The sequence below is a fragment of the Streptomyces rapamycinicus NRRL 5491 genome (assembly GCF_024298965.1).
Lineage (GTDB): Bacteria > Actinomycetota > Actinomycetes > Streptomycetales > Streptomycetaceae > Streptomyces > Streptomyces rapamycinicus.
Map to the genome: position 1 here is coordinate 3,735,924 of NZ_CP085193.1, position 25,018 is coordinate 3,760,941.

Annotated in this window: 17 protein-coding genes; 3 read left to right on the forward strand and 14 right to left on the reverse strand. The window is 71.4% G+C overall.

All coding sequences use genetic code 11. The annotated features are described in order from the left end of the window. Window positions 1–67: 67 nt before the first annotated feature. The 4 genes from LIV37_RS15050 to abc-f form a co-directional block, all read right to left on the reverse strand. Window positions 68–769 carry a ribonuclease HII gene (locus LIV37_RS15050; protein ID WP_020867986.1) on the reverse strand — a complete coding sequence of 234 codons (702 nt, stop codon included), beginning with the start codon at window positions 767–769 and terminating at the stop codon, window positions 68–70. Between the two features lie 191 nt (window positions 770–960). After that, entirely contained in the window at window positions 961–1,854 is an 894-nt protein-coding gene (locus LIV37_RS15055; RefSeq protein WP_020867987.1) for an ADP-ribosylglycohydrolase family protein, read from the reverse strand. An 11-nt stretch (window positions 1,855–1,865) separates the two neighbouring features. After that, window positions 1,866–2,525 (reverse strand): histidine phosphatase family protein, encoded by a 660-nt coding sequence (locus tag LIV37_RS15060; protein WP_121825450.1) that lies wholly within the window; start codon window positions 2,523–2,525, stop codon window positions 1,866–1,868. Window positions 2,526–2,534: 9 nt separating this feature from the next. Next, entirely contained in the window at window positions 2,535–4,181 is a 1,647-nt protein-coding gene (abc-f, locus tag LIV37_RS15065) for a ribosomal protection-like ABC-F family protein (protein WP_020867989.1), read from the reverse strand. 114 nt (window positions 4,182–4,295) lie between these two features. Here abc-f and LIV37_RS15070 point away from each other — a divergent pair, with 114 nt between their 5' ends. Further along, a complete protein-coding gene (locus LIV37_RS15070; RefSeq protein WP_020867990.1) occupies window positions 4,296–4,922 on the forward strand; it encodes a TetR/AcrR family transcriptional regulator in 627 nt (208 codons plus the stop codon). A 36-nt stretch (window positions 4,923–4,958) separates the two neighbouring features. On the opposite strand, the gene LIV37_RS15075 is transcribed toward LIV37_RS15070, so the two are convergent. The 3 genes from LIV37_RS15075 to nrdR all read right to left on the reverse strand — a co-directional run bounded on the left by LIV37_RS15075 (window position 4,959) and on the right by nrdR (window position 9,241). Next, on the reverse strand, window positions 4,959–5,564 hold the full coding sequence (locus LIV37_RS15075; protein WP_121825449.1) for a YdbC family protein: 606 nt from the start codon (window positions 5,562–5,564) through the stop codon (window positions 4,959–4,961). A 171-nt stretch (window positions 5,565–5,735) separates the two neighbouring features. Next, window positions 5,736–8,603 carry a vitamin B12-dependent ribonucleotide reductase gene (locus LIV37_RS15080; RefSeq protein WP_020867992.1) on the reverse strand — a complete coding sequence of 956 codons (2,868 nt, stop codon included), beginning with the start codon at window positions 8,601–8,603 and terminating at the stop codon, window positions 5,736–5,738. Window positions 8,604–8,719: 116 nt separating this feature from the next. Next, entirely contained in the window at window positions 8,720–9,241 is a 522-nt protein-coding gene (nrdR, locus tag LIV37_RS15085; RefSeq protein ID WP_020867993.1) for a transcriptional regulator NrdR, read from the reverse strand. Window positions 9,242–9,692: 451 nt separating this feature from the next. Between nrdR and lexA the strand changes: the two genes are divergently transcribed. Next, a complete protein-coding gene (lexA, locus tag LIV37_RS15090; protein WP_037958216.1) occupies window positions 9,693–10,496 on the forward strand; it encodes a transcriptional repressor LexA in 804 nt (267 codons plus the stop codon). Between the two features lie 146 nt (window positions 10,497–10,642). Here lexA and LIV37_RS15095 read toward each other — a convergent pair whose 3' ends face one another. The 4 genes from LIV37_RS15095 to LIV37_RS15110 form a co-directional block, all read right to left on the reverse strand. After that, window positions 10,643–12,643, reverse strand: coding sequence for an ATP-dependent DNA helicase (locus LIV37_RS15095; protein WP_020867995.1), 2,001 nt, complete (start codon window positions 12,641–12,643; stop codon window positions 10,643–10,645). 216 nt (window positions 12,644–12,859) lie between these two features. Continuing rightward, window positions 12,860–13,558 carry a GNAT family N-acetyltransferase gene (locus LIV37_RS15100; protein ID WP_020867996.1) on the reverse strand — a complete coding sequence of 233 codons (699 nt, stop codon included), beginning with the start codon at window positions 13,556–13,558 and terminating at the stop codon, window positions 12,860–12,862. A 78-nt stretch (window positions 13,559–13,636) separates the two neighbouring features. Further along, on the reverse strand, window positions 13,637–15,613 hold the full coding sequence (locus tag LIV37_RS15105) for an IucA/IucC family protein (protein WP_185058062.1): 1,977 nt from the start codon (window positions 15,611–15,613) through the stop codon (window positions 13,637–13,639). A gap of 483 nt (window positions 15,614–16,096) precedes the next feature. Continuing rightward, window positions 16,097–17,797: a diaminobutyrate--2-oxoglutarate transaminase family protein gene (locus tag LIV37_RS15110; protein ID WP_121826029.1), complete on the reverse strand. Its 1,701-nt coding sequence runs from the start codon at window positions 17,795–17,797 to the stop codon at window positions 16,097–16,099. Window positions 17,798–18,057: 260 nt separating this feature from the next. On the opposite strand from LIV37_RS15110, the gene LIV37_RS15115 reads away from it, so the two are divergent. Continuing rightward, window positions 18,058–19,233: a trypsin-like serine peptidase gene (locus tag LIV37_RS15115; protein WP_020867999.1), complete on the forward strand. Its 1,176-nt coding sequence runs from the start codon at window positions 18,058–18,060 to the stop codon at window positions 19,231–19,233. Window positions 19,234–19,361: 128 nt separating this feature from the next. Here the strand turns inward: LIV37_RS15115 and hflX are convergent, their stop codons facing one another. The 3 genes from hflX to LIV37_RS15130 form a co-directional block, all read right to left on the reverse strand. Further along, window positions 19,362–20,864, reverse strand: coding sequence for a GTPase HflX (gene hflX / locus LIV37_RS15120; RefSeq protein ID WP_020868000.1), 1,503 nt, complete (start codon window positions 20,862–20,864; stop codon window positions 19,362–19,364). Between the two features lie 123 nt (window positions 20,865–20,987). Next, complete coding sequence (locus LIV37_RS15125) at window positions 20,988–22,568, reverse strand: M1 family metallopeptidase (RefSeq protein ID WP_373920621.1); 1,581 nt, start codon at window positions 22,566–22,568, stop codon at window positions 20,988–20,990. A 118-nt stretch (window positions 22,569–22,686) separates the two neighbouring features. Then, window positions 22,687–24,960, reverse strand: a complete 2,274-nt coding sequence (locus LIV37_RS15130) for a RelA/SpoT family protein (protein WP_020868002.1) — start codon at window positions 24,958–24,960, stop codon at window positions 22,687–22,689. Between the last annotated feature and the right edge of the window lie 58 nt (window positions 24,961–25,018).

Consider the following 25,018-nt stretch of genomic DNA (forward strand, 5'->3'; position numbering starts at 1 on the left):
GGCTGATGTCTATCAAACGTCGGTGCGAGTCGCATCGGCGGGTGGCGGTTTTGACCGCTTGGTCTGCTCAGAAGTCGAAGCCGAGTTGGCCTTCGCCCTCCAGCCCGACCGGTTCGGATGTGCTGCGGAACCGCTTCAGGTGCCGCCAGCGGGGCAGCCCGTCCATATAGGCCCAGGACAGCCGGTGGTGGGGCGTGGGCCCCAGTTCCCGCAGGGCGGCGCGGTGTGTGGGGGACGGATATCCGGCGTTGTCCCCGAAGCAGAAGTCCGTGTGCTCGACTCCCAGTTCGGCCATCATCGCATCCCGGCGGACCTTGGCGATCACCGAGGCGGCGGCGACGGACACACAGGACTGATCGCCCTTGATGACCGTACGAACCGTCCAGGGACCACCGAGGTAGTCGTACTTCCCGTCCAGGATCACCGCGTCCGGCCGGACCGGCAGCGCGTCCAGCGCACGCGTGGCGGCGAGCCGGAGGGCGGCCGTCATCCCCAAGTCGTCGATCTCCTCGGGAGAGGAGTGACCCAGGGCGTGTGCGGTGACCCAGGAGTCCAGCTCCAGAGCCAGGGCCGTGCGCTTCTTGGGACTCAGCAGCTTGGAGTCGGTGAGCCCGGTCGGCGGACGGCGCAGACCGGTGACCGCCGCGCAGACCGTCACCGGACCGGCCCATGCCCCGCGCCCGACTTCGTCGATACCGACGACGATCTTGGCTCCCGTCGTGGCTCGGAGCGAGCGCTCGACACTGTGGGTGGGTGGTTCATAGGCCATGGCGAGGACAACCTTACGCCGCTCTTACCTGCGTTCGGAACCCGGATCCCCAGCAGTGATCACCGGCCGCCGCCGGCGGTCGCCGCCCTGCTGGATCCCATGGCCGTTCCCGCCCAACACGACGCGACGCAAGGCTGGTTCGACAGGTGGGGCAAACCGGACGGCGCACCGCATCACGCCCACGCGAAAGGTCAGCCGGCGCCCGCCGGGACCCACTCCGGCAGAGCCTCGGTGCGCTCCAGCCAGTCGGCCGGTGGCGCACCGGCGGCCTCGGACGCGACCACTCCCCCGACGATGGCGCAGGTGGTGTCCACGTCTCCGCCGGCCGAGGCCGTCCTCCAGAACGCCTCCTCGAAGGAACCCAGGTGGCGAGCGGCCGCCCACAGGGCGAACGGCACGGTGTCATGAGCGCTGGTGCGGCGGCCGCAGCCGAGCACCGCGGCGACGGTCCCGGCGTCCGCGTAGTCGAGCATGTCGCGGGCGCGGCGCAGCCCCGCCTGGACGGCGCTGCGCGGCACCACCTCGACCACCCGGTCCAGCAGTTCCCCGGGCCCGCCGTGGCCCGCCGGATCGGCCACCAGCGCCGCGGCCGCGGCCACCGCCATGGCTCCCGCAACCGCCTCGCGGTGCTGATGCGTGGTGTACGCCGAGATTTCCGCCTGATGTGTGGCCTGCTCCACATCGCCCGCGTACCAGGCGCCCAGGGGGGCGATCCGCATGGCGGCGCCGTTGCCCCACGAACCCTGCCCCTGGAACAGCCCGGCGGCCAGGTCACGCCAGTCGCCGCCCTCCCTGATCAGGCGGAGCATCCGGTTCACGGCGGGGCCGTAGCCCCGGTCGAAGTCATGGTGGTCGGCGAAGGACCGGGCGAGATCGTCCTGGTCGATCCGGCCATGGGTCGCCAGGGCGGCCAGGATCGAACAGGCCATCTCGGTGTCGTCGGTCCACTGCCAGGGGGTGGGCGGCAGTTCACGGCGCTTGAGGTAGGGATAGTTGGCGGGTACGAAGAACTGGGAGCCGAGGGCGTCGCCCACGGTCAGCCCGCGCAGGCTCCGCAGAGCCCGGTGGAAACGGTCAGCGGTCATCGCTGCGCACTCTAACCGGTGTGGCCGTAGGGCTTGGGGGTGCACCAGCGCTCGAAGGGCTGGTCGAGGTGGTAACGCCCGTCGGAGCCGAGCAGCAGAGTCCGCATCTCGCCGTTTCCGGGGTTCGACAGCGACTCGAATTCGGCGACGTTCCAGTGCAGCCACCGCATGCAGAACAGCCGCATGGTCAGCCCATGGGTCACCAGCAGGACGTTCGGCGGGTGGGCCGGGTCCTCGAAGCTGCGCCACAGGCTTTCCAGGAAGGCGTCCACCCGGTCATAGACGTCGGCGCCCGACTCACCCTGCGCGAACCGGTAGAAGAAGTGGCCGTAGGCGTCGCGGTACGCCATCTGTTTCCGCACGTCCTCGCGGTCCTGCCAGTTCCCCCAGTCCTGCTCCCGCAGCCGCGGCTCCTCCCTGACCCGGGTGCGGGAGGGGTCGAGATCGAGCAGCTTCAGGGTCTGGTGGGTGCGGCGGTACGGCGACACATAGATCGACACGCGCTCGTCGCCGAAGGTGGCGCGCAGCCGCTCGCCCGCCTCCTCCGCCTGCCGGCGCCCGGCCTCGGTCAGCCTCAGGGCGTGGTCGGGCACCCTTTCGTACACCGAGTCATCGACATTCCCCTCCGATTCTCCGTGCCGTAGGAGGACGATGCGCCGGGGTCGTGCCATGGCGCCACCCTAGATCGAGGCCGTGGCCGGCGCCTCGCCCCCCTCCTCGGCCATGGGCCGGCCTCCTCGTATCTCGCGGCGCCGCCCGGTGAAGCGGCTGCGCAGCAGCCGGTCGTGTGAGACCACCACCAGCGCCCCGGTCCACTGGGCCAGCGCCTCCTCCAGCTCCTCCACCAGGCCGAGGGCGAGATGGTTGGTCGGCTCGTCGAGCAGCAGCAGATCGGCGGGGCGGGCCATCAACCGGGCCAGCGCCAGCCTGCGGCGCTGGCCCGCGGAGAGCGACCCCACCGGGACGTGGAGGGCATCCGGGCGGAACAGCCCGTACGACAGCAGCAGGTCGGTGTGCTCCTCCGGTGTCCCCGGCAGCCCCCGGCCGAAGGCCGACAGCAGTCGCTCCCGGGGCCGGGCAACCGGTATCTCCTGGGCGAGGTAGCCGATCCTGCCCCGGCGGGCCACCCGGCCCGACTCCGGTTTCTCCACCCCGGCCATGACCCGCAGCAGCGTCGATTTGCCCGCGCCGTTGGCACCGTGGACGAGCAATCGCTCTCCGACCGCCACCGTGAGCCGGTCGACCGCCAGCTGCTCCCCCACGCGGACATCGTGAAGGTCGACAAGCAGACCGTCCGCCGCGCCCGCGGCGGGGAGCGCCGAGAACCGCAGCGGCTCCGGCGGGCGCGGCACCGGATCCTCCTGGAGTCTGCGCAGCCTCTCCCGCGCGTTCCGCACCCTGCTGGACACCGAGGACTGCACACGTCCCCGGTCCCGGTCGTAGGCCATCTTGTTGCCGTCCTTCATGCCGCGGCCCGGGGCGACCCGCCGGGCGACGGTGGTGGCGGCCTCGGCGAGCGCGGCCGTCTCCGCGCACCACTCCTCGTACGCCTGCTCCCAGCGGCGGCGCGCGGCGGTCTGCTCGGCGACGAATCCGCCGTACCCCCCGCCGTATCGCACCAGGGTGCGCCGGTCGGCGTCCACCTCGACGATCGCGGTCGCCACCCGCTCCAGGAAGACCCGGTCGTGAGAGACCGCGAGGACGGTGCCCGGATGCGCCCGGAGCGCCTCCTCCAGCCAGCCGAGCACCGCGCCGTCGAGGTGGTTCGTCGGCTCGTCCAGCAGCATCACCTCGGGGGCGGCCGCGATCAGACAGGCGAGCCCGAGCCGGGCCTGCTCACCACCCGACAGGGTGCCGAGCCGCCGCTCGTACCCGATGCCACCGAGCCCCAGGCCGTGCAGGGCCTTCTCCACCCGGGCATCCGCCTCATAGCCGCCGCGGGCCTCGAACGCCGTGAGCAGGTCGCCGTACGCGGCGAGCACGTCGGGGGCGCCGCCGCCGAGATCCGCCTCCAGCTCGCGCAGCCCGCGCTCCATGGCGCGCACCTCGGCGAGGGCGGTGTCCACCGCGTCGCGCACCGTGTGGTCCGGCGGCAGCTCGGGTGTCTGGCCGAGGTGGCCGACGCCGCCGTCGGTCACCGTCACCACGGCGCCGTCGTCCGGTGACTCGCGCCCGGCCAGCAGCCGCAGCAGGGTGGACTTACCGGCCCCGTTCTCCCCCACGACGCCGATCCGCTCCCCGGGCCGCACCGCGAAGGACACGTCGTCGAGCAGCAGCCGGTCCCCCCGGGACAGCGTGACGCCTCGCAGCGAGATCTGAGTGGGCAAGGGCGCACCTCCGAGCACGCGAGCGGCCACCCGGACCGCACACTCCAAACACAACTGAAGTTGCGTTACCCTCAGCATGACACAGCGCACCCACTAACACAACTGGAGTTGCAATTGTCCACAGAGGGCGCCGCCCCGACGCCGGGCACCGTCCGCCCCGGCGGGCGCACCGCGCGCACCCGTTCTGCGGTGCGCGACGCGGTGCTCACCGGCCTCGCAGAGCACGGCTACCCCGGTCTGACCGTGGAGTACGTCGCCGAGCGCTCCGGCATCCACAAGACGACCGTCTACCGGCGCTGGGGCGGCGTCGAGGGGCTCGTGGCGGACGCGCTGGACCTGGCGGGAGAGGACGCCTGGACGCCGCCCGACACCGGGAATCTGGAGGGCGATCTGGGCGCCCTCGCCCGCGAGGTGACCGAGACCTTCGGCAGCGCGTCGGCCGCCGCCGCGCCGACCGCCTTCATCGCGGCCGCGTTCCAGTCCGAGCGCGCGGCGCAGGCGCTGCGCGACTTCTACACCGAGCGCTTCGCGCGCTGCGAATCCGTGGTGCGGCGGGCCGTCGACCGAGGTGAGGCACCCTCCGGCACAGACGCCGCGGCGGTCGTACGCGCCGTCTCCGCGCCCTTGTTCTTCCGGGCGCTCATCACCCGCGAGCCCATCGACAGCCCGCTCGCCGACCAGACGGCGGCCGCGGTCGCCGCCGCGGTCCGGGCCGGGGCCTACCTCCCCGCCCGCCGCTGATCAGGTACCGCCCCTGAACGGGCAGAGGGCTCCGCCTCACACCGTCCAGGCGGACTCGACCCGTACGACATCGCCGGCGATCGCCGCCACATCCGCTTCCGTCTGCGCGCGCAGGCCGAGCCGCTCGACCCGCTCCACGCGGTACTTCCCGTGCTCGGCCGCCGAGTCCCACATCGACAACACCAGGAACTCGTTCCCCGGCGCCTCCCCGAACACCCCACGCAGCATCCCGGGGGATCCGGCCATGGCCGGATTCCACACCTTCTCCTGCACCAGCGTGAAGTGATCCACCCGGTCGGGGCGCACCCGGCAGTGTGCGACGCGCACCACGTCCGCGTCGGAGAACCGCGGCTCGAAGCCGACCTTCACATCGAATCGGTGCTCGAACAGCCGGACTTGCATATCCCGGTACGTGCCCGACTGCGAGGCCGCCAGCCGGTCGTGCGAGCGCGCCATGAAGGAGTCGTAGAACGCCCGGCTCTCCCAGAACGAGAAGACATGCGCCATACTCGGCCGCCCCCGGCTCCAGCCACCGCCCTGCCCCCGGAATCCCGGTTCGCCGGGCAACCCCGCCCACTTCCGCTGCCCCCGCTCGAAACCCGGACGGTCCACCACGGTGCAGCGAATCCACTTGACCAGCACCGCGCCATCCTACGGCCGTACGGTGGCCCTCATCACATACCGGAGAGTCCGCCCCCGGTTCGCCATCGCGTCGTACGACAGCGAGGGAAGAACGGCGGCGGGGCGCGGACCCGAAGGTCCGCGCCCCGCCTCGGATGTCATCCCTCGGATGTCATCCGTAAGGGCTCGCGATCAGCTGCAGCCGCTCGTCGAACCGCAGCCCTCGCACAGGTAGCAGCTGCCCGCACGGCGCATCTTGGTGCCGCAGGAGAAGCAGAGCGGCGCGTCCGCGTTCAACCCCAGCTGGATCTCGACCAGTTCGGTCGAGCTGTGGGCCTCCTTCGCCGACTCGGACCCGCTCCGCGACTGCGACGACGAGCCACTGTTCTTCTGGGCGGCCACATGGCGCGGCGCCGACTGGGCCAGGCCCTCGACGTCCACCTCGTCGTCGGCGGCCTCGTAGGACCCGGTCTCCAGGTGGCGCTGGCGCTCCTCGGCGGAGTGGATGCCGAGCGCCGAGCGGGTCTCGAAGGGCAGGAAGTCCAGCGCCAGCCGGCGGAAGATGTAGTCGACGATCGACTGCGCCATCCGCACGTCCGGGTCGTCCGTCATCCCGGCCGGCTCGAAGCGCATGTTGGTGAACTTCGAGACGTAGGTCTCCAGCGGCACGCCGTACTGCAGGCCGACCGACACGGCGATCGAGAAGGCGTCCATCATGCCCGCCAGGGTCGAGCCCTGCTTGGACATCTTCAGGAAGACCTCACCGAGACCGTCGTCCGGGTAGGAGTTGGCGGTCATGTAGCCCTCGGCGCCACCCACGGTGAAGGAGGTGGTGATGCCGGGACGGCCCTTGGGGAGGCGCCTGCGGACCGGGCGGTACTCGACGACCTTCTCGACCTCGGGCTCGGCCTGCTCCTTCTCCTCCTTCTTCTTGGCGGAGAGCGGCTGGCCGACCTTGCAGTTGTCGCGGTAGATCGCCAGCGCCTTGATACCGAGCTTCCAGCCCTCGAAGTAGATCTCCTCGATCTCCTCGACGGTGGCAGACTCCGGCATGTTGACCGTCTTGGAGATCGCGCCGGACAGGAACGGCTGGGCCGCCGCCATCATCCGCACATGGCCCATCGGCGAGATGGAGCGCTCGCCCATCGCGCAGTCGAAGACCTCGTAGTGCGCGGGCTTCAGCCCCGGCGCGTCGATCACATTGCCGTGCTCGGCGATGTGGGCGACGATCGCCTCGACCTGCTCCTCCTGGTAGCCGAGCCGCTTGAGCGCCTTGGGGACCGTGTTGTTCACGATCTGCATGGAGCCGCCGCCGACCAGCTTCTTGAACTTGACCAGGGCCAGGTCCGGCTCGACGCCCGTGGTGTCGCAGTCCATCATCAGGCCGATGGTGCCGGTCGGCGCGAGCACCGACGCCTGGGCGTTGCGGTAGCCGCTCTTCTCGCCGAGGCGCAGCACGTCCTGCCAGGCCTCGGTGGCCGCGGCCCAGACCGGGGTGTCCAGGTCGTCCATGCGCTTGGCGGCGGCGTTGGCGTCCGAGTGCTGCTTCATGACGCGCTTGTGGGCGTCCGCGTTCCGGGCGTAGCCGTCGTACGTGCCGACCACGGCGGCGAGCTCCGCGGAGCGCTTGTACGAGGTGCCGGTCATCAGTGAGGTGATGGCTCCGGCCAGGGCCCGGCCGCCGTCGCTGTCGTAGGCGTGGCCGGTGGCCATCAGCAGGGCGCCCAGGTTGGCGTAGCCGATGCCCAGCTGGCGGAAGGCGCGGGTGGTCTCGCCGATCTTCTCGGTCGGGAAGTCCGCGAAGCAGATGGAGATGTCCATCGCGGTGATGACCAGCTCGACGACCTTGGCGAAGCGCTCGGCGTCGAAGCGCTGGTTGCCCGCGTCGTCGTCCTGGAGGAACTTCATCAGGTTGAGCGAGGCGAGGTTGCACGAGGAGTTGTCCAGGTGCATGTACTCGCTGCACGGGTTGGAGGCGGTGATCCGGCCCGACTCCGGCGATGTGTGCCAGTGGTTGATGGTGTCGTCGTACTGGATGCCCGGGTCGGCGCAGGCCCAGGCGGCCTCGGCCATCTTGCGGAAGAGCGCCTTGGCGTCGATCTCCTCGATGGGCTCACCGGTCAGCCGGCTGCGCAGCCCGAACGAGGAGCCGGACTCCACCGCCTTCATGAACGTGTCGTTCACGCGGACGGAGTTGTTGGCGTTCTGGTACTGGACGGACGTGATGTCGTCGCCGCCCAGGTCCATGTCGAAGCCCGCGTCGCGCAGGGCGCGGATCTTCTCCTCCTCCTTGACCTTGGTCTCGATGAACGCCTCGACGTCCGGGTGATCGACGTCGAGCACGACCATCTTGGCGGCCCGGCGGGTGGCGCCGCCCGACTTGATCGTTCCGGCGGAGGCGTCGGCGCCGCGCATGAAGGAGACGGGGCCGGAGGCATTGCCGCCCGAGGAGAGGAGCTCCTTGGAGGAGCGGATGCGGGAGAGGTTCAGGCCGGCGCCGGAACCGCCCTTGAAGATCATCCCCTCTTCCTTGTACCAGTCCAGGATCGACTCCATGGAGTCGTCCACGGAGAGGATGAAGCAGGCGCTGACCTGCTGCGGCTGCTTGGTGCCGACGTTGAACCAGACAGGCGAGTTGAAGCTGAAGACCTGGTGCAGCAGCGCGTAGGTGAGCTCGTGGTCGAAGATCTCGGCGTCCGCGGGCGAGGCGAAGTAGCCATTGTCCTCACCGGCCTTGCGGTAGGTGCGCACCACGCGGTCGATGAGCTGCTTCAGGCTCGCCTCGCGCTCCGGGGAGCCCACCGCCCCACGGAAGTACTTGCTTGTGACGATGTTGACCGCGTTCACCGACCAGAAGTCGGGGAACTCCACGCCGCGCTGCTCGAAGTTGACCGAACCGTCGCGCCAGTTGGTCATGACGACGTCACGGCGCTCCCAGACCACCTCGTCGTACGGATGCACGCCGGGGGTGGTGTGGATGCGCTCGATGCGCAGACCCTTGTTCGCCTTGCTGCCCTTGGAGCGGGAGCCTCGTGCCGGGCCGCTCGTCGTCTCTGTCATTCCGCCTCCCTGTACGGGCGAAAACGCCCTGATGTGCCCATTTCTTCCCCGGGCACGGTGTGTCTGTCTTTCACCCGGACGCGACAAGCGCCCCGGGCGGGTATGTGGACCGCCGGTCAGTCGGCGGCGATGGCCGGCGCGGGGGCCTCCGCGGCCCCTTCGGCGCCGGGCCCGCGGTCGTGCGCGGGAGGCCGTTGCTGGTCACGCAGCTCCGCCACGGCGGCCTCGAAGTCCTCGAGGGAGTCGAAGGCGCGGTAGACGGAGGCGAAGCGGAGGTAGGCGACGAGGTCGAGCTTCTGGAGCGGGCCGAGTATGGCGAGCCCGACGTCATGGGTGGACAGCTCGGCGCTGCCGGTGGCCCGGACCGCCTCCTCCACCTGCTGGCCGAGCTTGGCGAGGGCGTCCTCGGTGACCGGACGGCCCTGGCACGCCTTGCGGACCCCCGAGATGACCTTGTCGCGGCTGAAGGGCTCGGTGACCCCGCTCCGCTTGATCACCATGAGTGACGCCGTCTCCACGGTCGTGAAGCGGCGCGAGCAGTCGGGGCACTGGCGGCGCCTGCGGATCGAGCAGCCGTCATCCGTGGTTCGGCTGTCGACGACGCGGCTGTCGGGGTGCCTGCAGAAGGGGCAGTGCATGACTCCGATCCCTCCCTCACCCTGAAAAACGGCGCATGACTGAACATGCCTGAACATGCCTGATGAGCCCCGTCCGGGCCGTAAGGCCCTCCGAGGCGGCCACAAGCATAGGCCAAAACTCCGTCGGCGGATCCACCAGGGACCACAACCTGTGGGTGGCTTGCATCCATCAAACCACTAGATCTGGTGTCCGGCACTCAACCGAGCCGGATGGCGTGTCACGGGTCGGGAGCAGGCACGAGACTACGCGAACCCCGGGCGTCCCTGATTCACAGGGGTGGGGATGCAAGACTGGGGCCGCCGCACGGCGACCGGACCAAACGGCCTATACACCCAAGCCTGTGATCACGTCAGTCCATCTGCGATATTTCACTCGAACGTGTGTTTGGCGCAACCTTTCGAAAGCAACTACCGTTGTCCAACTAGGGAGAACATCTCGAGAGGGGCCGTCGTGACCACCACCGCAGAGAGCGCCACTGTTACCGCCCAGGAGCGCTCCCAGAGCCGACTCGAACAGACACACGCGATGAACCAGACCCACCCGATGAACGACGACGCCACGACTCCGGAGGGGCAGAAGCCCGCGCGCTCGCTACCAGGGCGACCTCCAGGCATCCGGGCGGACAGCTCGGGGCTGACCGACCGGCAGCGGCGCGTCATCGAGGTCATTCGCGACTCTGTGCAGCGGCGTGGCTACCCACCGTCCATGCGGGAGATCGGCCAGGCGGTGGGGCTCTCCAGCACCTCGTCCGTCGCCCATCAGCTGATGGCCCTGGAGCGGAAGGGCTTTCTGCGGCGCGACCCCCATCGGCCCCGGGCCTACGAGGTCCGCGGCTCCGACCAGCCCAGCACCCAGCCCCCGGACACCACCGGCAAGCCCGCCGCCTCCTATGTGCCGCTGGTCGGCCGGATCGCCGCCGGTGGCCCGATCCTCGCCGAGGAGTCGGTCGAGGATGTCTTCCCGCTCCCCCGGCAGCTGGTCGGCGACGGTGAGCTCTTCGTGCTGAAGGTGGTCGGCGACTCCATGATCGAGGCCGCCATCTGCGACGGCGACTGGGTGACGGTGCGCCGCCAGCCCGTCGCGGAGAACGGCGACATCGTCGCCGCGATGCTCGACGGTGAGGCCACGGTGAAGCGTTTCAAGCGTGAGGACGGCCATGTGTGGCTCCTCCCGCACAACGCCGCCTACCAGCCCATCCCCGGTGACGAGGCGACCATTCTCGGCAAGGTGGTCGCGGTGCTGCGGCGCGTCTGAGCGCGCCGGATCGAGGTGCGCCCCTCAGCGTGCCCCACGACCGGGCCCCGGGACCACTGCGCCGGTTCCGGGGCCCTGCTGTGTCTCGCGACCATCGAGGCCCTGTCGTATGAGGCGACCGCGCCCCTGAGACGACCGCGCCCCCGCTAGGCCTCCTGTGCCTTGGCCGCCGCGTCGATGGCGGCCAGCGAGCGGCGCACCTGGTTGCGGTCGGTGGTGTACCAGAACTCCGGCATGGACTTGCGGAGAAACGAGCCGTAGCGGGCCCGCTCGACCCGCGGATCCAGGACGGCGACAATGCCCCGGTCGCCGGAAGCCCGCACCAGCCGGCCCGCGCCCTGGGCCATCAGCAGCGCGGCATGGGTCGCGGCGACGGCCATGAAGCCATTGCCCCCGGCCTCCTCCACCGCCTTCTGGCGGGCACTCATCAGAGGGTCGTCGGGACGGGGGAAGGGCACCCGGTCCATCACCACCAACTGACAGCTGGGCCCCGGCACATCGACGCCCTGCCAGAGGGACAGCGTGCCGAACAGGCAGGTCCTGGCATCGGCGGAGAAGGAACGGATCAGCTCGCCCAGCGTCTCCTCGCCCTGGAGCAGGATGGGCGTGTCCAGACGCCCACGCAGCTCCTCCGCGGCCGCCTGGGCGGCGCGCATGGAAGAGAACAGCCCGAGCGTGCGACCACCCGCTGCCTCGACCAACTCGGCGAGCTCATCGAGCATATCGGCGCGGCTGCCCTCGCGGCCGGGCTGGGCGAGATGCTTGGCGACGTAGAGAATCCCCTGCTTGGAGTAGTCGAAGGGCGAGCCGACGTCGAGACCCTGCCAGCGCGGCGCGGCCTCCTCACCGCCCTCCGGATCCTGCGAACTCTCGGGGGCGAGACCGAGGGAGGCCGCCACCCCGTTGAAGTCCCCGCCCAGCTTGAGCGTGGCGGAAGTGAGGACGACGGACCGGTCCTCGAACAACTTCTCGCGCAGCAGACCCGACACGGAGAGCGGGGCGACACGCAGCGAGGCGCCGAAGCGGTCGTGCCGCTCGTACCAGACCACGTCGTACTCGGAGGCTTCGACGATCCGCTCGGCCACCTGGTGGATGTTCTCCACGGCGCCCAGCGCCTGCTTGCGGACCGCGTCCTCATCCTTGACCGAGGCGTCCCGTGTGGAGCCGAGCGCCGAGATCACCGTGCGGGCCGCGTCGCGCAGCGCCATCAGCACATAGCCGAGGTCCTCGGGGATCTTCTCGAGGCGGCCGGGCAGGGCGAGCTCCATCAGCCGCTCGAAGCCCTCGGAGGCGGTCTGCAGGGCGTCCGCCGCCTGTTCGTTGACCAGCTTCGCGGCACGCCGCACGGCGCGGTTGACCTGGCCCGGGGTGAGCTCTCCGCTGGCGACGCCGGTGACCCGGGAGACCAGCTCATGGGCCTCGTCGACGATCAGCACCTCATGGCTGGGCAGCACGGGGGCGCCCTCGATCGCATCGATGGCGAGCAGCGCGTGATTGGTGACGACGACGTCGGCGAGCTTGGCCCGCTCACGGGCGGCCTCGGCGAAACACTCCGCGCCATAGGCGCATTTGGACGCGCCGAGGCACTCCCGGGAGGTGACCGACACCTGGGACCAGGCGCGGTCCGAGACACCGGGGGTCAGATCGTCCCGGTCGCCCGTCTCGGTATCGTCCGACCAGTCGCGCAACCGCAGCAGGTCCTTGCCGAGCTTGCTGGTGGGCGCGGCGGCCTCGAACGGGTCGAAGAGCCCGGCCTCATCCGCGTCCTCCTGCGGGACGCCCTCGTGGAGCCGGTGCAGGCACAGATAGTTGGAGCGGCCCTTGAGCATGGCGAACTCGGGGCTACGGCGCAGCAGCGGATGCAGCGCCTCCACGGTGCGGGGAAGGTCGCGCTCGACGAGCTGCCGCTGCAGGGCGAGGGTCGCCGTGGCGACGACGACGCGCTCGCCGTGGGCGAGGGCGGGCACCAGGTAGCCCAGGGACTTTCCGGTGCCGGTGCCGGCTTGGACCAGCAGGTGGGAACTGTCGTCGATCGCCTCCGCCACCGCTTGGGCCATGGCGGTCTGGCCAGGGCGCTCCGTGCCGCCGACGGCGGTTACGGCGGCGTGCAGCAGATCTTCGAGTGGAGGCGAGGACGATTCAGTCATAGGGCTGCCAGCCTAAGGGGCGGCACCGACATCACTCCTGTCGGTGTGGTCGGTGACGGACGGTTTCGGCCGGGGCGGGGTTCGGGCGGATCTTCGCTCCGTGGCACGGGCGGATCCGCGCCGCGTGGGAACCGGGACCGGGCGAGCGGTGTATCAACAGTGGAATCTCGCATCGAGACAGATGGATCACCGGGGGGCACGGATGGTTGCGGAGGCTCACAGGACGTGTCGCAGGGCACGGTCGCGCAGCATCAGGGCGGCGCGTTTGCCGGGAAGTTCGACTTCCGCGGAGAAGCGGAAACCGGCACCGAGAAAGGCGGCCACGGAGGGGGTGTTGCGGAGATCCGGCTCGGCCACGACCCGGGTGCAGGACGGACGGTGCTCGAGGACGAGGTCGGCGGCCGCGCGGAGCAGCGTGGTGCCCAGGCCACGGCCGCGATCGCTGACCCGGCCGATGAGCAGGTGGATACCCGTGTCGTGCGGCCGGGCCGGGTAGTACCGCGCGAGCGTGTCCAGATCGGCGCGGTACACCTCCCAATAGCTCATCGGGACGCCGTCCAGGACGCCCAGACAGGGCACGCTGCGCCCATCGCCGTCGAGCTGGTCCCCGAGGTGGCTCGCGGTCGCCTCCTGGGGGCCGTCGAGCTCCCAGAAGGCGGCCACGGACGGGTCGTTCATCCATTGGGCGATGAGCCGCAGATCGCGCCCGATGCGGACCGGGACGAGCTGGAAGGTGCCCAACGGGGTGTTGGTGGGCCCCCATTCGACGATGTGGTCGAGCAGATCCGGCCGGTCGTCGGCCTCCGGCCGGGCGGAGCCCAGGTCGATGAGTCGTGCGATGTCCTCTTCCTGGCGCAGCCGCATGTCGATGGTGTCGTCGGTGCTGGAGCTCGTACTGGAGTCGGTGTGCGGCACGGCGATGCTCTCCTCTCAGGGGTCTGGGCACGTCGGGAGGGACGTGGGGGGTGAGGGGCGTGATCGCGGGTCGCGGAGTCAAGCCATGGGGGTGACAGCGGTGGAGCCGGAGGGCGAGACGGACAGGGAAAGGGGGTTGGGGATGGTCACATAGACGGACTGGGTGTCCACCGGTCCCACGAGCTCGTCCAGGCCGCGCAGCCGCGTGAGCAGATTGGCCTTGCAGCGCAGGGTGGGTGTCTCCAGGAGCCGAGCGGGAAGCGGTGAGCGGGTTCTGCCGGGGCCGGACGCGGCCTCGGCGAGGAAGCGGCGGAACGCGGCCAGCAGCACGCGCTCGTCGACGAGTCGCTGGGACCCGAAGGCGCCGATCAGTCCGAGGACGTTGTTGACACCCAGGTAGTAGGCAAACCGTTCGTCGGTGACGTCGTCGGAGACGAAGGTGTCGCTGCGGCCGCCGATACCGGGCAGCCGGCGCTGGAGTTCGGCGTGCCGGGACGCGCGGAAGTAGTAGCCCTGGTTGTCCCGGTAACGGCCACCGACCGGCCAGCCGTCGGGGCCAAGCAGCACCAGAGTGTTCTGCTGGTGCGCCTCGAGCGCGATGCCGGCCTCTCCGTCCAGCCAGAGCAGGGGGCGTACGACCGTGTGCAGATAACGCAGGAACCACTCCGTGCCGACGGCCGCGGTGGAACGGCCGGTTCGAGCGGCGAGCCGGGCGACGAGGCGGGCGAGCCGGGAGCGCATCACCGGCTGTCCGGGCCAGGGGCGCGGCGCGAGGAGTCCGGCGACGCAGACGGCGTCGTCGCCGGGGCCGAACGGGTTGTGCCGGATGACGACGTCAAGGCCGGTCAGGGGCTCGCCATCCGGTCCGTCGACGGCCAGCCAGGCCGGGTCCCGGACGATGTCGAAGCCCGGGAAACCGGGGAAGGCCGCCCGCCACTGCTCGGCCAGTCCGCTGCGGAGCAGCCGGTGCACCTCCACACCGCGGCGGAGTTCCTTACGGAGGTTCTCACGACGGGAGTTGGTGATCCGCAGACCGAGGGAGAGTTTCAGCATGGCGGGAGCGCCGGGCCGGTAGACGGTACGGACCGAGGAGGTGGGGTGCCAGGCCCCGCCGGACGGCCCGAGGTCGTGCAGCAGGCCGGCGTCGAAGAGCGCGGCGACCTCCGGGCGGTGCCGGATCTCGCGAGCCTGCCAGGGATGCAGGGGCAAGGGCACTGTGCCGGTGGGCAGTTGGAGGCCGCTGCCCGCCAGGGAGAGGGCGAGCCGTTCGGCGGGCACGGTCCGGCCGCGCTCCGTCCAGGCCGACTCACAGGCCAGTGCCGACCGGCCGACCGCGATCCAGTGAAGGGGGAAGGAGCCACGCGTTTCCGGTGAGCAGACGGTGGATTCGGAGTCGGAGAGGCCCTCGCGGCTCTTCGGCGTGGGATGCAAGGGGTGACCGAACAGGAGGGACTGTTCCGCTCTGAGAAACGGGGTGCTCGTGCTCGGATCGGCGGGTGTGGCCCGGCGGAGGGTGAGGAAGAGGGCGGTGCGCCGTACGGAGTCAGCGACACGGCCGACGAGTTCGGTGGCGTCCGCGTCGGGGTCGTCCCGCCGCGCGCTGTACGTCGCCTCGCGGCTGAGCAGGGCCGCGAGGGTGACGGCGCCGACAGCGGGCGCGTCATGGGGGCCGTGTTCCAGCAGCGGCGGGCCGAAACGGTGCCAGCCGGTGGGCGACCAATAGCGCACCGGGACGAGGAGGACGGTTCCGCTGGCGGCGAGGGGAATGCGCAGGGTGTCCCCGTCGGTGCGCACGAGGCCGCTCTCACGCACCCAGCAGCGCAGCAGGTTCTCGACGGCTGCGGCGTCGGCGGCGATCTGCGGGTCGGGGTCGTCGAGCGGATCGGCGCAGAGCGCGCGGGTCCCGGCCTCGCGGGTGCGATTGCCCGACGACGCTTCGTGGCTGTCGTGGTTCTGCCGGGGCACGGCCGTCGCGGCGGGGGGCGGCCCCTGGGAGGGCAGCCGCAGCGCAGGCGGCTCCTCCGCCGAGGGCTCCGGGGCGGGTGGCGGCTCCAGAGCGGGTGGCTGGGGTGCTCCCGCTCCCGCTCCCGTTCCCGCCGCGCTGGCGGTCGGCGCCGTGGCGGGTGGTGCCACCGGGGGCAGCGGCACGGGTGCCGGGGACGGTGGCGCCGTCGTTGAGGGCGATGGGGGTGCTGGGGATGCTGGGGGCACCGTCTGGTCGCCGGTGGCCGTCGTGGCGGTGGACGGTGCCCTGACCGTCGAGACCACCGCAGGTGGAACGGGCGGTCTTGTCGCCTCGGCCGGAGGAGGCGCTGTGTGGGGCGGGTGTGGGAGGGGCGGCGGGGGGCCGGGGCGGGTGGAGTCGTCGGGGGCGGTCAGGGCGCCGGGCACGGGCTGCGGTTGGGGAGGCAAAGGGGCTCCCCCGGGGGTGTGCGGCATGGTGGGTGCGGCGCGGGCGTCACGGCGTTCATGTCCTGGGCCCGGCGCCTGCCTCCTTCGGTGGTGCGATGGCGGTGCGGTCATACGGTGCGGGACGCGTCACCGGTGGTCTCCGGCGAGCGGCGGGGCGAATGGGGCAGCGGCGGGAGGGAGCTCGCGGGAGTGGGATCCGGTGGTGTGGATCGCCGCGTCCAGGGCGTCGGTGAGCCGGTCCAGGACCGCCTCTGTCTGCTCATCGGTGATGGTGAGCGGAGGGAGAAGGCGGATCACCGCGCCGTGGCGTCCGCCGAGTTCGACGATGAGCCCGCGCCGCAGGCACTCCTGCTGAACGGCCGCCGCGAGCGCGGGATCGGCGGGCGGAGCCCCCGTACGCGTGGCACCGGCGTATGGCCCTCTCTCATCCAACGCCCCGCCCGCACCCTCGCCTTGAGCGCCCACTCGTCGGCCTCCCTCGCGCGGGGCTCCCTCGCGCGGAGTCATCTCGCAGGGAGCTGCCTCGCAGGGGACGGCCTCGCTCGGGGATGCCTGGTACGGGGATGCGGAGCCCGGGGTTCCCTCGCGGTGTGCGTTCGTTGCGGCCCCGGCCCCTGCGGCACGCCCCACCCTTGCGGCACGCCCGGCCCCTGCGGCGTGCCCGACCTGTGCTGCGTTCCCGGCCTCCCCGACAGGCCCGGCATCCTGGTCCACCAGCTCCAAGCCGATCATGAGGCCGCGGCCGCGTACGTCTCCGATCCACGCACGCCCGGTGGCGAATCGGCGTAGCCGGTCCAGCATCCGGGCGCCGACGGTTGCCGCGCGTTCGGCGAGGTTGTTCTCGCGGACGTAGGCGAGGGTCGCGGCGCCCGCGGCCATGGCCAGTTGGTTGCCGCGGAAGGTGCCCGCATGGGCTCCGGGGGGCCAGACATCGAGGTCCTCGCGGTAGACCACGACGGCCAGCGGCAGGCCACCGCCGATGGCCTTGGACAGCACCATCACATCGGGCACCACCCCGCTGTGGTCGACCGCCCAGAAGGCCCCGGTACGCCCGACGCCGGTCTGGACCTCGTCCGCGATGAGCGGGATGGAGCGGGCCGCGGTGATGTCGCGCATCCGGCGCAGCCAGCCGTCCGGGGCCGGGATCACCCCGCCCTCGCCCTGCACCGGTTCGAGGATCATCCCGGCCGGGTCGGCCGCCCCGCCCTTCGGGTCGTCGAGCAGCTCCTCGGTCCAGCGCGCGGAGAGTTCGGCGCCGTGCTGCCCGCCGGCCCCGAATGGGCAGCGGTAGTCGTACGGAAAGGGCAGCCGGGTCACACCGGCGGCCGGGGCGCCGCCGGAGGCGGCCAGGGCTCCGGCCGTCATGCCGTGGTAAGCCCCGGAGAAGGCGAGCAGGCCGTCGCGCCCGGTGGCGGTCCGCACCAGTTTGAGCGCGGCCTCGACCGCGTCCGTGCCCGCCGGTCCGCAGAACTGCACCCGCGCCCGGGCAGCGAGTCCGGGCGGCAGGGTGGCGAACAGCTCGTCCGTGAAGGCGTCCTTGACCGGTGTGGCCAGATCCAGGACCTGCAGCGGCGCTTCCGCGTCCAGGACGGCCCGGATCGCGTCCAGCACCACCGGGTGGTTGTGCCCCAGGGCCAGCGCCCCGGCCCCGGAGAGACAGTCGAGATAGCGGCGGCCGTCGGCCCCTTCGACCGTCATCCCCCGGGCGCGCACCGGAACGATGGGCAGCGCCCGGGCGTAGGTGCGGGCGGCGGACTCACGCAGCGTCTGGCGCCGCAGAATGCCCTGGGCGGCGCCGCCGTCGTCGGAGACGGCGGCCAGGGCCATCGGCGGGAGTTGGGTCACGGCCACGCGTCTCGGTCCTCCTGCTGCTGAACACCCTCCGGCTGTCCCCCGTACGTACCAACGACGCGTGGCGCTCTGGATCACGGGCTGGGCGAAGATCCTTGTGGCCGGGAACCAAGGACCCGCCCGCAGCCGTCGTAGGCGGCACCGGCATAGTGGGATACCACCCCATTGCCGGGGCGGTGCATGACAATTCCATACAGGCCGTAGAGCAGCTCAGAACCTCAGGGGGAGTCCCACCCATGCCATCCAAACGCCGACCCGCACTGGCCGTGGCCGCGATAGCCTCGGTTCTGGCGCTCACCGCCACCGCGTGCGACTCCTCGGACGACAACGCCGATGCCAAGCCGACCGCGTCGTCGGAGCAGCGGGGCGTGGACGACATCAAGCTGCCCGACAACCTCAACGACAAGTTGAAGAACCTCGGCATCGATCTGGACCAGTGGAAGAACGGTGCCTGGAACAAGTGGGACAAGGACGACTGGCTGCGCGAGGCCGGTGACTTCATCAACCCGATCATCAAGGGCCTGTGGAAGCCGGACCGGATGCGCGAGGCGCAGGAGCCCGACAAGCCGGTGGACGACGGCGACATCGCGGACGACCAGGGTGTGACCGACCCCGATCCGCAGCCCGTCCCGGCCAAGGAGGTCACCAGCCCGTACAGCTCCAAGGTCCCCTACGCGGGCAAGGTCTTCTTCGACGGCCCCGAGGGCTCGATGGTCTGTTCCGCGACGGTGGTCGAGGACCCGGCGCATCCCGGCAAGTCCAACCTGGTGTGGACGGCGGGCCACTGCGTCCACGCGGGCAAGGGCGGCGGCTGGTACAAGAACCTGATGTTCGTGCCCTCCTACAACGACGCGGGCAAGTCGCAGGCGGAGCTGGAGAACGCCACCAAGGAAGAACTGGCCCCCAAGGGCGTCTGGTGGGCCGACTGGGCGCAGACCTCCTCGCAGTGGATCGACAACGGCGCGGCCGTGGGCGGTAAGGGAGCTCCGTACGACTTCGCGGTGATGCATGTGAAGCCGGAGGCCAGCGGCGGCAAGTCGCTCGAGGAGACCGTGGGCGGCGCGCTGCCGGTCGACTTCAACGCCCCGGCGGTGAAGTCCATCGACGAGATCACGGCCACCGGCTACCCGGCCGCCCCGCCGTTCGACGGCCAGAAGATGAACCAGTGCGCGGACAAGCCGGGCCGGCTCTCCCTGGACGCCAAGCAGCCGACGATGTACCGCATCGGCTGCACCATGACCGCGGGTTCGTCCGGCGGCGGCTGGGTCGCCAACGGCGCGAACGGCAAGCCGGCGCTGGTGTCCAACACCTCGATCGGCCCGTCCAACGCGACCTGGCTGGCGGGCCCGCATCTGGGCCCCGAGGCGAAGGGCGTCTACAGCGCGGTCAGCAAGAAGTTCGCGAACCAGTGACCGCTTGAGCCGGTAGCCGTCAGGCAGCCGGTCATCCCATGGCGAGGGCCCGCCCCCGGATTTCCGGGGGCGGGCCCTCGTCGTGCAGGTGTCGTGGCCGACGCGGTGCGGCTGGTGTGACCAGCTGACTAGCGCTGTCCGGCGGCCGTGGCCGGGATGAAGCGCCGCAGCTCCGCCGCGAGCTCCTCGTGCACCCGCGCCTTGAGCAGCGTGCCCTCGGGGGTGTGCTCCTCGGAGAGCACCTCGCCCTCGACGTGGGTGCGCGCGACGAGCTTGCCGTGGGTGTACGGCAGCAGCACCTCGATCTCGACCTGGGGCCGGGGCAGCTCCTCGTCGATCACCGCGAGCAGCTCGTCGATGCCCAGCCCGCTGCGGGCCGACACCGCCATGGCGCGCCGCTCCATGCGCAGCAGCCGCTGCACGACGAGCGGATCGGCCATGTCCGCCTTGTTGATCACGACGATCTCGGGCACGTCGACCGCGCCCACATCGCGGATCACCTCGCGCACGGCGGCCAGCTGCTCCTCCGGCGTCGGATGTGAGCCGTCCACCACATGGAGGATCAGATCGGCGTCGCCGACCTCCTCCATCGTGGAGCGGAACGCCTCCACCAGGTGGTGCGGCAGATGCCGGACGAATCCGACGGTGTCCGCCAGCGTGTAGAGCCGCCCGCTGGGGGTCTCGGCCCGGCGCACGGTCGGGTCGAGGGTGGCGAACAGCGCGTTCTCCACCAGGACACCGGCGCCGGTGAGCCGGTTGAGCAGCGAGGACTTGCCCGCGTTGGTGTATCCGGCGATGGCGACCGAGGGGACCTTGTGGCGCCGGCGCTCCTGCCGCTTGATGTCGCGGCCGGTCTTCATCTCGGCGATCTCGCGGCGCATCTTCGCCATCTTCTCGCGGATGCGGCGTCGGTCGGTCTCGATCTTGGTCTCACCGGGACCACGGGTGGCCATACCTCCGCCCGAGGAGCCGGAGCCACCGCCACCCATCTGGCGGGAGAGCGACTGACCCCAGCCTCGCAGCCGCGGCAGCATGTACTGCATCTGGGCGAGCGAGACCTGCGCCTTGCCCTCTCGGGACTTGGCGTGCTGGGCGAAGATGTCGAGGATCAGGGCGGTCCGGTCGACCACCTTGACCTTGACGACGTCCTCGAGGTGGATCAGCTGCCCGGGGCTCAGCTCACCGTCACAGACCACGGTGTCGGCACCGGACTCGACCACGATGTCGCGCAGTTCCTCGGCCTTGCCGGAGCCGATGTAGGTGGCGGAATCCGGCTTGTTGCGCCGCTGGATCACGCCGTCGAGCACCAGGGCGCCGGCGGTCTCGGCGAGGGCGGCGAGCTCCGCCAGGGAGTTCTCCGCGTCCCGCGCCGTGCCGGAGGTCCATACGCCGACGAGCACCACGCGCTCCAGGCGCAGCTGCCGGTACTCGACCTCGGTGACGTCCTCGAGCTCGGTGGACAGCCCCACCACGCGCCGCAGCGCGGCACGGTCGGAGCGGTCGTACTGGTCGCCGTCACGCTCCTCGTCGATCTCGTGACTCCAGGCGACGTCCTCTTCCATCAGGGCGTCGGCCCGAAGGCTCTCGGCGGGGCGCTGCCGGTCCTGCGGAAGGGAAGAGGAGTGGGTCAAAGGAATCCTTACGTCGTGGAATACCGTCACTGTCGACAACGCGTGGCGGGCCCGCGGGATTCCCCCCGCCGGGGCCGGTCACGAACGCCGACCCCTTGATGGTCCCACGCGGCGGGCGGGCCGTCACCCGGGTTTCACGGCCCATGGCACCGCGTAACGTACCGCGTGCCGCCCCGCCCGCGCGCCGGGCAGCGCGGCGCCCTTGGTGGTCACCTTCTCCGTCTGCTTCCAGTCGGGGTGTCCCGGCATCGGCGGCGTCTTCCTGCCGTACAGCCACGGATGGAGGAATCCGCTCAGGTCGCGCCCCGCCACCGTGGAGGCCAGCCGGACGAAGTCGGCGGTCGAGGCCACGCCGTCGCGGTGGCGGAGCACCCATCGCCGCTCCAGCCGTTCGAAGGCGGCTCGGCCGATCCGCTGCCGCAGCGCGTACAGCACCAGCGCGCTGCCGTCGTAGACCACCGGGCGGAAGATGCCGATCGGTTGGCCGGGGTCGGCGGCCTCGGGGGCCGCGGGCGGCCCTCCCTCGGCCCGCCAGGCGTCGGACTGCCCGTACGCCTTGCGCATCCGCCGCTCCAGGCTCGCCTTACCGCGCTCATCGGCGTACAGCGCCTCGTACCACGTGGCGTGGCCCTCGTTGAGCCACAGATCGGACCAGCGGCGCGGGCTGACGCTGTCGCCGAACCACTGGTGCGCCAGCTCATGCACCATGATCGACTCGATGTACCACCGGGGCAGCTGACCGCTGGTGAACAGATCGCGCTCGAATAGGGAGAGCGTCTGGGTCTCCAGCTCGAAGCCGGTGGTGGCGTGGGCGATCAGAACGCCGTAGGTCTCGAAGGGGTAGCGCCCGGCCTTCTTCTCCATCCAGGCCAGCTGCCCGGGGGTGCGCGCGAGCCACTTCTCCAGCCGTGCGCGGTCCGCCGCGGGGACGACGTCGCGCACCGGCAGCCCATGGGGCCCGGTGCGGCGCGGCACGGCGGAGCGGCCGATGGAGATCTGCGCCAGCTCGGTGGCCATGGGGTGGGCGAGGCGATACGTCCAGGTGGTGCGCGATCCCTTGCGGACGCGCTGTCCGGGCAGGCCGCCCGCGACGACCGTAAGGCTCTTCGGAGCGGTGATCCGGAAGGTGAAGCGGGCCTTGTCGGCGGGGTGGTCGTTGCACGGGAAGACCCGGTGGGCGGCGTTGGCCTGGTTGGCCATGGCCAGCCCGTCGCCGGTGCGGACCCAGCCGCCGTTCGTGCCGCTCCGCGGATCGCTGGTGTGGCGGACGGTGACCCGGAAGGCGGCGCCCTTACGGATGGGGGCGGACGGGGTGATCACCAGGTCCTCACCGGCCGTGGCGAACCGGGCCCGCGCTCCGTCGACCCGCACCGAGTCCACGACACCCTGGGCGAAGTCGAGGTTGACGGTGCGCAGCGGGGCGGTCGCGCGGGCCTCGATGGTGGTGACGGCGTCGAGCGGCCGGTCCTGGCGGTGGTAGGCGAACGCGATGTCGTACGCCGTGACGTCGTACCCGGGGTTGCCGAGCTGCGGGAAGAGGGGGTCTCCGATGCCCAGGGGAGCCGGGTGCGCGGGGGACACCGGCCCCGCCGCGGAGGAGGGGCCGACCGCGAGGAAGACGGCGGCCATGGCGGCGGCCACCGACGCGGTCCTGCGGCGCCCGGTGCGCGGCGGCCAGGGGCGGCGCCCCGAAGAAAGCGTCATGCCCTACGGCTACCAGCGCCCCGGCGCCCGCGCAGTCGCTCCCGGCCTTGATCCACCCGAAGGAGTTCAGACGCCCGAAAATGATCACGAGCGTGCCGCTCAGGAGCGCGCCCGCACGTCAGTGCGCCGCGGCCATGCTGCGGCCCTCGCGCGTCACGTCGTAGACCCCGGGGACGTTCCGCATGGCCCGCATCAGCGCCGGCAGCCTGCCCGCGTCGGGCAGCTGCAGCGTGTAGGTGTGCCGGACCCGCTGCTCACGCGGGGGTTCGACGGCGGCCGCCACCACCTCCGCGCCCTCGGCGGCGATGGCCTCGGTGAGATCCGCGAGCAGGTGCGGCCTGCTGAACGCCTCCGCGAAGAGGGTCACGCGATAGTCGCCGCCCCCGTCCCCGTCGTCCTCGTCCGCCCAGCGCACCCCGACGGCCGTGCGCCCCGCCGAAATCATCCGCCCCACTCCGGGGCACCGCTCGCGGTGCACGGTGACGGCGCCGCCGCGGACCGCGAAGCCGGTGATCGCGTCGGGCGGCACGGGGGTGCAGCAGCGGGCGAGCCGTACGGTCGCGCCGGGCAGGTCGACGACGATGCCCGCCTCGGGGCGGCCCGCACCGGGCGACGCGGGGGCGACGGTCTGGCCGCCCTGCGAAGTCCGCGGGCCCCGCGTGGCCTGCGCGTCCTGGCCGTCCTGCGGGTCGGCGGCGTCCTGCCCGTCCTGTCCGTCTTGACCGTCCCGGCCGTCCTGCCCGTCCCGGCCGGTGAGCTCGGAGGCGGACTCCGGCTCCTCGGCGGCCTCCCGGGGCTCGTGCTGCGACGCCGGATGGGCGGCCAGCCAGCGGTTGATGGCGATGCGGGCGGCCGGGGTGCGGGCGTGGTCGAGCCACTCCGGCGAGGGGCCGTGGGAGGCGGTGTCCCGGGTGTCGCTCGCCATCAGCAGTTGCAGGGTGTCGCCGTCGAGCAGCACCGTGCTCAGCGTCGCGAGCCTGCCGTTGACCCGGGCGCCGATACAGGAGTGCGCGTCGTCGCCGTACAGGGCGTACGCGGCGTCCACGCAGCTCGCGCCCGCGGGCAGGCCGAGCGTCCCGCCGTCGGAACGGAAGACGGTGATCTCCCGGTCCTGGGCGAGGTCGTCACGGAGCGAGGTCCAGAAGATATCGGGGTCGGGGGTGGCGCTCTGCCAGTCGAGCAGCCGGGAGAGCCAGCCGGGCCGGGTGGGGTCGGCCCGCTCGCCCTCGGGGGCGTCGGTGCCGTCGGTCGGGGCGTACGGATTGCCGAGGGCGATCACTCCGGCCTCCGCGACCCGGTGCATCTGGTGGGTGCGGATGAGGACTTCGGTGACCTCGCCGTCACGCCCGGCCACGGCCGTGTGCAGCGACTGGTAGAGGTTGAACTTGGGGACCGCGATGAAGTCCTTGAACTCCGAGATCACCGGGGTGAAGCAGGTGTGCAGTTCGCCGAGGACCGCGTAACAGTCCGCGTCGTCGGAGACGAGGACGAGAAGGCGGCCGAGGTCGGCACCGGTCAGCTCGCCGCGCTTGAGCCCGACCCGGTGGACGGAGACGAAGTGCCGCGGCCGGACCAGGACTTCGGCGGTGATGCCCGCCTCGTGCAGCACGCCCCGTACGTCCTCGGCAGCCTGGGCCAGCGGGTCGGGGTTGCCGGCGTGGGCCTGGAGGAGCTCGCGGGTCCGCGCGTACTCCTCGGGGTGGAGGATGGCGAAGACCAGGTCCTCCAGCTCGGTCTTGAGCGCCTGCACCCCGAGCCGCTCCGCGAGCGGGATCAGCACATCGCGGGTGACCTTGGCGATGCGCGCCTGTTTCTCGGGGCGCATCACGCCGAGGGTGCGCATGTTGTGCAGCCGGTCGGCGAGCTTGATCGACATCACCCGGACGTCGTTGCCGGTGGCGACGAGCATCTTGCGGAAGGTCTCGGGCTCGGCCGCCGCGCCGTAGTCGACCTTCTCCAACTTGGTGACGCCGTCGACGAGGAAGCGGACCTCCTCGCCGAACTGCTCCCCCACCTGATCGAGGGTCACATCGGTGTCCTCGACCGTGTCGTGGAGCAGCGAGGCGGTCAACGTCGTGGTCTCGGCACCCAGTTCGGCGAGGATCAGGGTGACGGCCAGCGGATGGGTGATGTACGGCTCACCGCTCTTGCGCATCTGACCGCGGTGGGAGGACTCGGCCAGGACATACGCCTTGCGGAGCACATCCAGATCGGCTCCGGGGTGATACGCGCGGTGGACCTTGGCCACATGCTCGATCGCGTCGGGCAGCCTGCCACGGGAGGCGGGCCCCAGCAGGGCGGCCCGACTGAACCTGCGGAGATTGCGCAGGTCGATGCGGGGGAGGCCGCGCCTGCGGCCGAACGGGGCCTGGTCGGTGGCCTCTGCGCTCATGGGCACCTCCGGCGGCGTCGAGCGTCAACCGGCGTGGGTACTCCCCGGGGGCCGGTGC

Bases quoted from the DNA above. Each gene is read 5' to 3' on its own strand.
- LIV37_RS15050 (WP_020867986.1), bottom strand. From the start codon at position 769: ATGGCCTATGAACCACCCACCCACAGTGTCGAGCGCTCGCTCCGAGCC.
- LIV37_RS15055 (WP_020867987.1), bottom strand. From the start codon at position 1,854: ATGACCGCTGACCGTTTCCACCGGGCTCTGCGGAGCCTGCGCGGGCTG.
- LIV37_RS15060 (WP_121825450.1), bottom strand. From the start codon at position 2,525: ATGGCACGACCCCGGCGCATCGTCCTCCTACGGCACGGAGAATCGGAG.
- LIV37_RS15080 (WP_020867992.1), bottom strand. From the start codon at position 8,603: ATGACAGAGACGACGAGCGGCCCGGCACGAGGCTCCCGCTCCAAGGGC.
- nrdR (WP_020867993.1), bottom strand. From the start codon at position 9,241: ATGCACTGCCCCTTCTGCAGGCACCCCGACAGCCGCGTCGTCGACAGC.
- LIV37_RS15095 (WP_020867995.1), bottom strand. From the start codon at position 12,643: ATGACTGAATCGTCCTCGCCTCCACTCGAAGATCTGCTGCACGCCGCC.
- LIV37_RS15110 (WP_121826029.1), bottom strand. From the start codon at position 17,797: ATGGCCCTGGCCGCCGTCTCCGACGACGGCGGCGCCGCCCAGGGCATT.
- LIV37_RS15115 (WP_020867999.1), top strand. From the start codon at position 18,058: ATGCCATCCAAACGCCGACCCGCACTGGCCGTGGCCGCGATAGCCTCG.
- LIV37_RS15125 (WP_373920621.1), bottom strand. From the start codon at position 22,568: ATGACGCTTTCTTCGGGGCGCCGCCCCTGGCCGCCGCGCACCGGGCGC.
- LIV37_RS15130 (WP_020868002.1), bottom strand. From the start codon at position 24,960: ATGAGCGCAGAGGCCACCGACCAGGCCCCGTTCGGCCGCAGGCGCGGC.